Below are 7722 nucleotides of genomic sequence, written 5' to 3'. Positions count from 1 at the left end.
GCCTCGACCTAAAATACGACGTCGCCGTTAGCGATCTAAAAAGCCTGGGCGTCAAGCTAAGCGAAGCTATGAAAATCTCAGGCATCGCAAAAGGCAAATTTAGCGATTTCACCGCTATCGGAGTAGGCCAAATGCTAGGCTCAAACGTTAGCTTTGATGCAAATTTAAAAGACTACAAGCCGCTTTCTTTAAAGCTCGACGCCAAAAATTTACAAGTAGAAAAAGCTCTAGCGCTAGCGGGTCAGCCTATCTACGCGCGCGGCAAAATCTCTGCCGTCGCAAATATAGTAGAAAGCGGCGGCAAGCCAAACGGCACCGCAAATATCGATATCTTGGACGTCAAAACCGATAATGCGCTCATCGCAAAGGATTTTAACGTCACCCTGCCGTCAAATTTCGCCGCAAACGGCAAAATCGTAGCCGACGTAAAAGATGGTATCGTAAATGCCAAAAGCGCCGTGATCACGCCGCTAGCGACGATCGGTAGCGACAAGACGATCTACGATCCAAACTCAAATACCCTAAGCAGCGACGTCAAGCTCATCGTGGACGATCTGGCCAAATTTGAGCCCGTCGTGGGGCAAAAGCTTAGCGGCGCGTTTAAAGCAAACGGCAACGTCATAGCCACCGCTGGCGAGCTAAAAAACTTCGACGTCAAGATTGAAGGCTTTGGCGGTAACGTCGATGCGGTGCTAAACGGCGGCAAGCTAATCGCCAAAATCAGCTCGCTAAAGCTTGACGAACTCGTTAAAATCGCCGCTTTCCCAGCGTTTGTCGGTGGAACGATCAGCGGCGAAGCAGTGCTAAACGATGTGCACAACACGCAAAATATCTCTGGCTCGGTTAAGCTCGCCACCAAAAACGCGCGGCTAAATCCGGCAGAGCTAAAACAGGTCGCAAAGGAGATAAATTTAAGCAAGCCTCTGGCATTTGAACTAAACGCAAACGCCGACGTGGCAAGCTCAAAAGCCAAATTTAACGCCTCGCTAAACTCTGAGCTTTTAAAACTAAAAAGCCTAAGCGGCGTTTACGGGCTGGATGATAAAAACGCGGACGTCAAATTTGACGCGGGTATCGATGATCTGGGTAAATTTGAAGAGCTAATCGGCAAAAAACTATCTGGCAAAGTGGACGTCAAAGGCGCGGCAAAACTCGCAAATAACGCACTTAGCGAACTAGTTCTAAACGCAAACGCTCTAGGCGGCAAGATAGACGCAAACCTCAAAAACGAAAAACTCGCGGCAAATCTAAGCGCGCTTTCGCTAAAAGACGCATTTACGCTGGCTGCGCTGCCAAACTACGCCGACGCCGTGATCGACGGAGCGGTAAATCTAAGCGAGCTCGATCCGAAAAATCTCAGCGGTACGGCTAAATTTAACGTCAAAAACGGTATCGTAAACAGCGCCGTCGTAGCAAAAGAGCTGGATAAACGCTTCCCAAGCGGCACGAAATTCGACGCTAACGCGGATGTCGCTATAAACGGCGGCAAGGCTAAATTTGACGCAGCAGCAAACCTCGTCTCAAACGCAAACAAAAACCTAATCGCGCTAAAAAATCTAAAAGGCGACTACGAGCTTGAAAGTGGCTCGGCGAAGGCGGACTTTGAGCTTAGCATAAGGGAGCTAAAAGAGATCGAGTTTTTGGTCGGACGACCGCTTTACGGGCCTTTGCTAGTTATCGGCGATGCGACGAAAACGGGCGAAAAGCTAAGCGCAAACGTAAATTCTCGGCTCTTTAACGGCGATCTTAAGGCGGTCTTAAAAGACGATATCCTAAACGCAAATTTAAAAAGCTTTACCGCCAAAGGCCTCACCGACTTTTTGGGCCTCTCGCACGTCTATGACGGCATTGGCGATATGACGATGGACTATAATCTCGTCTCGCAAAAAGGTAAATTTGACGTCATAGTGGACGAAGGCAGACTCGTAAAGACCGATTTTACCGAGCAGGTAAGGATATTCACGGGACGCGACATCACGAGCGAAATCTATAAAAACAGCAAAATAAAAGGCACGATAAATAAAAACCTTATCGACTTTAACGCCGATATGAACGCGACTAGAAGCCACGTCTCGGTAACCAGCGGCAAATACGACATGGCGACCAAGGCCGTAAACGTACCGATAAAAATGAACTACGAAAAAACCGATATCGACATCACGGTCACGGGCACTAGCGACAACCCGAAATACACGATCGGCTCGGACTACCTAAAAGGCAAGGCAGTCAAAGAACTGGATAGATTTTTGGATAAGAAATTCGGCAAGGACGACGAAAACGGCACCACGGGCGATGCGAAAAAGGACGTTATAAAAGGGCTTATCAAAGGGCTGTTTTAGCTATAAATTTAATAAAAAAGGAATTAAAATGAGCGCAATTAAAAATCAAGAAATTTTAAATAATATCATGAAAGAAAACTATCTTAGGTTAAGCAAAGAGGCTATTGTTGCAGCCATGCTCAAGCAAGAGGTGGCTGGACAAAGGGTTTTTTATGTTTATCTAAAACAGTGTGGATATGATATACAGCCTGAAAATATGGATAGAAATCAGAGCGATGGCATAGTAAGAAATACAATTATTGAATGCAAACTAAACGAAAGTGAGGGCGGTGGAACAAAAAAAGCTTATCAAGAACTTTATGATATTATACCGACGCGTCTAAAGCAAAAAGGTGAGCCAATACCTTACTATCGCATTTATATAGAGCTCGAAACATTTTTAGTGGAAGTATATGACTGTCATTGTAAGTTGCAAGAAAAATTTGATTGGCATACAGATCATAGTAAATTTAAAAAATATTTCGACGATAAAAAAGAAACGTATGAATATGATTTGACTGATGAGGACGTGGATCTAGTGGAAGTCATACAAAATATCTATAAAATGATGGACGTTAATACAAAGATAGAGGCATATAAATATTTAGAGAAAGGTATGAGTGGTTGGTTTAAGCCGTTCGATTATAAAAAGCATGATATAAATAGACTAATACTAAATAATGATAAAATGAATGAAAAATATGTCCAAAAAATGGAAGGCGCATTCTTTACGCCACCTAGATACGTTAAAATTTCTACGGAGTATGTTTTAAATGCAATAAGAAATTCCAAGAAAGACGGCTTCGATGATTACGTAATCATAGATCGTTGTGCCGGTGTCGGAAATTTAGAAAGTCAATTTAATGAAGAAATTTATCCGCATTTGATACTGGGCACAATAAACGAAGCAGAAGCCTTAACAGCAAATATTCGTTTTAACGGTATGGCAAATGTTAAGGTCCTAGATGCCTTATCGCAAGAGGGAGTATGCTGGTATAAAAGAGCCATCAATAATTATATACAAAAGAATAATATTAAAAAATTAGCGGTTATTTTTCTTGAAAACCCGCCTTATGCCCAAACCAATTCCAATAAAAGCGGCGGAATAAAATCAAAATATCAAAAGACTTGGGTTCATACGCAGATGAGCAATACAGGCGGTGGTGAAGATCTTGATGAGCAGTTTTGTTTCTCTGCTTTCAAATACTACAAACCATATGCTTATATCCACTATGGACCGATAAAAATTTGGAAATCTAGAGATTTAATCAATAAAGAAGTAAAAGAGTGCTATCTTTGTAATAAAAAATATTTTAATGCGGGAGAAAGTGCGATAGCTCTTTTGCATTGGAGTAATAAAGATAAATTCTACGACGAGTTACACTTTAAAAACGATATAGACGATGATTTTGTGGTGAAAAAAGTCAAAAAAACCATATCTGAGCTATATCAAAATGATGGCAAAGAAAATGGGATCTGCGTAATTGAGGCACGTAATTTTTCTTTTGCTTCGCCAAGACTTACAGGAAGCATAAATTCCGATGAAAGATATGGTAAAAAATGGGTAAGTGAAGAAAATTTATTAAAAATTTTGCCACTATTTTGCGCTTCTCGTGATAAGGTTTCTGAAACAGGAATCATAGGAGAGATAAAAGATTATCGAATTGTAGACACTGTATATAAAACGGGTGATGGCGGAATTTTATATCAAGGTGATATGGATTTTCTGCAAAACTGTCTTTTGTTTGCTATTTGCACACAATATAATGCTTGTGATAGCAACTCTAAATTTTGGGAAGTATCCCAAAGAAAATTAGATAGAAAGAGAAAAGAAACGGAAATTTATAAAATTTATAATTTTTTATCCACCGAAACTGGCATAAACGGTTTAAAAAATTTAGAAAGTTACAATAAAGACGAATTTGGTAAGCTCTGGAGAGAACATAATTTATATCCCAAAGTAACGAGATTAAAAGTACTTTTAGAAAAATATAATATAGAAAAAATTAGGCCGAAAATGCTTAAATATGGGCTTTTAAAGTAGGTTAAAATTTAACCTACTTTAAAAATTTTATTGATCTAAAAAATATTTTACTGCTTTTTAACCATCTCCCTAAATTTAACGCAACCTTCCGTATATCCGTAGTCGCAAGAGGTCCCGTAAATATCCATCGCTTTTTTCATATCATTTTCGCTCTTTTCGTATCCTTGCGCGAGCATATAGCAGCCTTGCGAGTCTTTGTGGTCGCAGGCTAGCGAGTAGTATTTGCGGACTTTTTGCGGATCTTTAGCGCCGCCGTATTCGCCGCTATGATGCGCAGCCGCCCTATAGCACGCCTCGCCGACTCCGCCCTCGCAGGCCTTTTCATAAAGTGCCGCCGCCTTTTCGTAGTCTATCTGAGAGATTTGCCACAGTATGGTGCCCTCGTACACCGCGGCTACGGCCGTGCAGCCGTCCATGTCGCCCATATCGCACGCCTTTTTATATAGCGCAAAGGTCTTTTCGCCGCCGTCATCGTCGTTGTATGAGAGCCCCTGCTCGCCCAAAAACGCCGCCATATAGCAACCGGCGGCATTTTTATCGTCGTTGCAAGATTTTTCAAACAGTCGCGCGCCGTTTTCGAAGTCCGATTTTTTTAGATATATTTTCGTGGCTTGTTCAAAGTTCCCGCCAAAAGCTGCCGCCGCCAAGATCGCGGCTAAAATAATCTTTCTCAACGCATCCTCCTATTTGCTAAATTTTTTAGATTTGGCGCAGCCGCGACCAAGGCCGTTTTCGCAAGCAAGACCGTAATATTTTGCCGCCTCGGCGCTATTTTTAGGCGTTCCGTCGCCTGATTCGTAGATATCCGCCGAGTTGTAGCAGCCCTCGGCCTCTCTGGCCTCGCAGGCTAGTTTATAGTATTTTAGCGCATCGGCGAATTTCGAGGCGTTGTCGTGCTGTTTAGCTATCTTTAGGCAAGCTTCCCCGTCTTTGCTCTCGCATGCTTTTTCGTAAAATTCGGCCGACTTTTCCGTATCGTCCTGCTCTACGACAAAATTATCATTTGACGGCGTAGAGTCGTAAAAATCGCCCGCCATAGAGCAAGCTTTAGCGTAGCCAAGATCGCAAGCGCTTTTATAAAGCTCAAAAACTTCGCCGTTGATTCGCGCATACTCCTCATCGTCTTTTAGGTCGTATGTTTGATATGCTTTTAGCTGAGCGGCTATGTAGCAACCGACGGCGTTTTTATCCTCGCGGCACGACTTTTCGTAGAGTTTGGGCACGTTTTTATCGCCCATATCTTGTAGGTATTTTTTAGTAGCGATTTCAAAATTCGTCTGCGCGGCCGCCAATCCGGCTAAAATCAAAACAAGATAAATTTTCCTAAACATAGCGGCTCCTTATTTTTTATTTTTATAAAGTTTTCTAAAATCGGCGCAAGCTCCTCTAGAGCCGTAGTCGCAAGCTAACCCGTAAAAATCCATCGCCTTTGTCTCGTCTTTTTTCACGCCCTCGCCCCTTTCGTACATATCGGCTAGCGCGTGGCAGCCGCTCGCGTCCTCGTACTTGCACGCGGTTTCGTAAAATTTAGACGCTTTGGCTAAATTTTGCTCGGTGCCCCTGCCCTCGTCGTAGTATCCGGCCACTCTCGCACACGCGGCGCCTACTTTGCCCTCGCAAGCCTTTTCGTGAAATTTCATCGCTTTTTTATAGTCGGTTTCCTGTCCGGCCTGTCCGTTTTCATAGATGTCGCCCAGAGATTTGCAACCGTCCATATCGCCCGCATCGCAAGCTTTTGAAAACTGCTCGAAGCCTTTTGCCTCGCTAGAGTTTTGCGAATAGGCGTTAATGTTTATAAAGCCCGCGGCATAGCAGCCTACGATATTTTTCTCCTCGTAGCAAGACTTTTCAAAGAGCTTTAAGGCGTTGTCGTAGTTGTTTTGAGCTAGCTCCGCGCTCGCCTCCTCAAAAGCAGGCACGGTGGCAAAAGCCGCAGACGCCAAAAAAGCGACGCAAACGATTTTCTTTAGCATTTGTTTTCCTTAAATTTGATTATTTTTCGCAAAATCTAAAATTTGACGCAAACTATCTGCCCATTCTATCGAAAAACCACATAAAAGCAAACAGTAACCCCGTAGCCTTGGTTTTGGTTTCGTCAAACATAAACTCCCGCGCCCGCTCAAGCGGCACGTAAACTAGCTCGATACTTTCGCCGTCTATGCCGCCGCCCTCGCTGATTTTCATCGCGTCGTTTATAGCGGCAAAAAACATCGTCTGCTTCGCTCCGCCAAACCCCAGCGCGCCGCGAGTAGATGTTATGCGCTCTACCTTGCTTACGGCAAAACCAGTCTCCTCGGCGATCTCCTCGACGACGGTCTGCTCCTCGCTCTTGCCTTTGTCCATCAGACCCGCGCAAAGCTCGTAAGTATAGCCCTCGTCGCCCTGTTGCGTCAAATTTAGCTCGCGCCCTTCTTGCAGGTTAAACCAAACGGCGGGGCGAAACTGCTTAACCAGCAAAAACGCGTCCTTGTCCTCGTGATAAAGCAGTACCGAGACGCTGTCGTGAGCCTTGATACACTCCCATCTGACGGACTTCTCGCACAGTTCAAAGGAAATTTGATACGGCTTTACGTAGCGCGGGGCGGTTAAATTTTCTATTTTGATATTTTTTACAGAAGTATCCATTTTGCCAGTCCTAAAAAGCTAAAAAAGCCGACCGTGTCGGTAACGGTGGTAAGCAGCACGGCTGAGCCGACGGCAGGATCGATGTCAAATTTCTTTAAGCTTAGCGGTATCAAAGTACCGAAAAATCCGGCGAAAAACAAATTTATCAGCATCGAAGCGCCGATAACTACGCCCAGCATCGGGCGGTTAAACCATATCGCAGCGATAATGCCCATCAAAAACGCAAAGGTTAGTCCGTTTATAAGCGCGATGCCGACCTCGCGTTTTAGCGCGTTTGCGGCGTTTTTAAACTCGATTTCTCCCAGAGTTAGTCGGCGCACAGTAACCGTAAGCGCCTGGGTGCCGGTGTTTCCACCCATGGATGCTACGATTGGCATCAGTACCGCGAGCGCTACGTAGCTAGCTATCGTCTCGTCAAAAAGCCCGATGATCGAGGAGCTAATAAGCGCGGTAAATAAATTTATAAGCAGCCAAACGGCGCGCGCGCGAGTGGCCTTAACCAGGCTCGTATCCTCTTCCTCAGCCTCGTCGTAGACGCCGGCTAGGTTATAAATTTGCTCTGTTGCGCTCTCTTGGATGTAGTCGTGGATATCGTCGGCGGTTATTCGGCCTAGCAGTATGCCCGTGCTGCTGGTTACTGCGATGACGTTTAGGTCGTAGTCTTGCACCATGACGGCTACGTCTTGCATGAGGTCCATATCGTTTGCGACGTGGGGTTTGTAGCGATCTGCTTGC

7 protein-coding genes are annotated in these 7722 nt (G+C 44.4%); 2 read left to right on the top strand and 5 right to left on the bottom strand.

The window, feature by feature from the left end:
* Both Q0200_RS04720 and Q0200_RS04715 read left to right on the top strand, forming a co-directional pair.
* Positions 1-2339: hypothetical protein (locus Q0200_RS04720; protein ID WP_297938374.1), on the top strand; the 2339-nt coding region annotated here is incomplete at its 5' end.
* A gap of 28 nt (positions 2340-2367) precedes the next feature.
* The gene (locus Q0200_RS04715; RefSeq protein WP_297938371.1) at positions 2368-4362 is read left to right on the top strand and encodes a hypothetical protein; all 1995 of its coding nucleotides are present in this window, start codon (positions 2368-2370) and stop codon (positions 4360-4362) included.
* Between the two features lie 47 nt (positions 4363-4409).
* On the opposite strand, the gene Q0200_RS04710 is transcribed toward Q0200_RS04715, so the two are convergent.
* From Q0200_RS04710 to Q0200_RS04690, 5 genes are all read right to left on the bottom strand, one after another.
* Positions 4410-5036 (bottom strand): tetratricopeptide repeat protein, encoded by a 627-nt coding sequence (locus tag Q0200_RS04710; protein WP_297938369.1) that lies wholly within the window; start codon positions 5034-5036, stop codon positions 4410-4412.
* A gap of 9 nt (positions 5037-5045) precedes the next feature.
* The gene (locus Q0200_RS04705) at positions 5046-5693 is read right to left on the bottom strand and encodes a tetratricopeptide repeat protein (protein ID WP_297938367.1); all 648 of its coding nucleotides are present in this window, start codon (positions 5691-5693) and stop codon (positions 5046-5048) included.
* A 9-nt stretch (positions 5694-5702) separates the two neighbouring features.
* Positions 5703-6335, bottom strand: a complete 633-nt coding sequence (locus Q0200_RS04700; RefSeq protein ID WP_297938364.1) for a tetratricopeptide repeat protein — start codon at positions 6333-6335, stop codon at positions 5703-5705.
* Positions 6336-6387: 52 nt separating this feature from the next.
* Entirely contained in the window at positions 6388-6987 is a 600-nt protein-coding gene (locus Q0200_RS04695; RefSeq protein WP_297938361.1) for an NUDIX hydrolase, read from the bottom strand.
* Positions 6972-7722, bottom strand: a 751-nt coding sequence (locus Q0200_RS04690) for a magnesium transporter (RefSeq protein WP_297938358.1), incomplete at its 5' end; no start/stop codon positions are given. The genes Q0200_RS04690 and Q0200_RS04695, both read right to left, overlap by 16 nt.

The organism is uncultured Campylobacter sp. (assembly GCF_938045225.1).
Taxonomy (GTDB): domain Bacteria; phylum Campylobacterota; class Campylobacteria; order Campylobacterales; family Campylobacteraceae; genus Campylobacter_A.
This window is presented reverse-complemented; position numbering and strand designations above follow the sequence as displayed.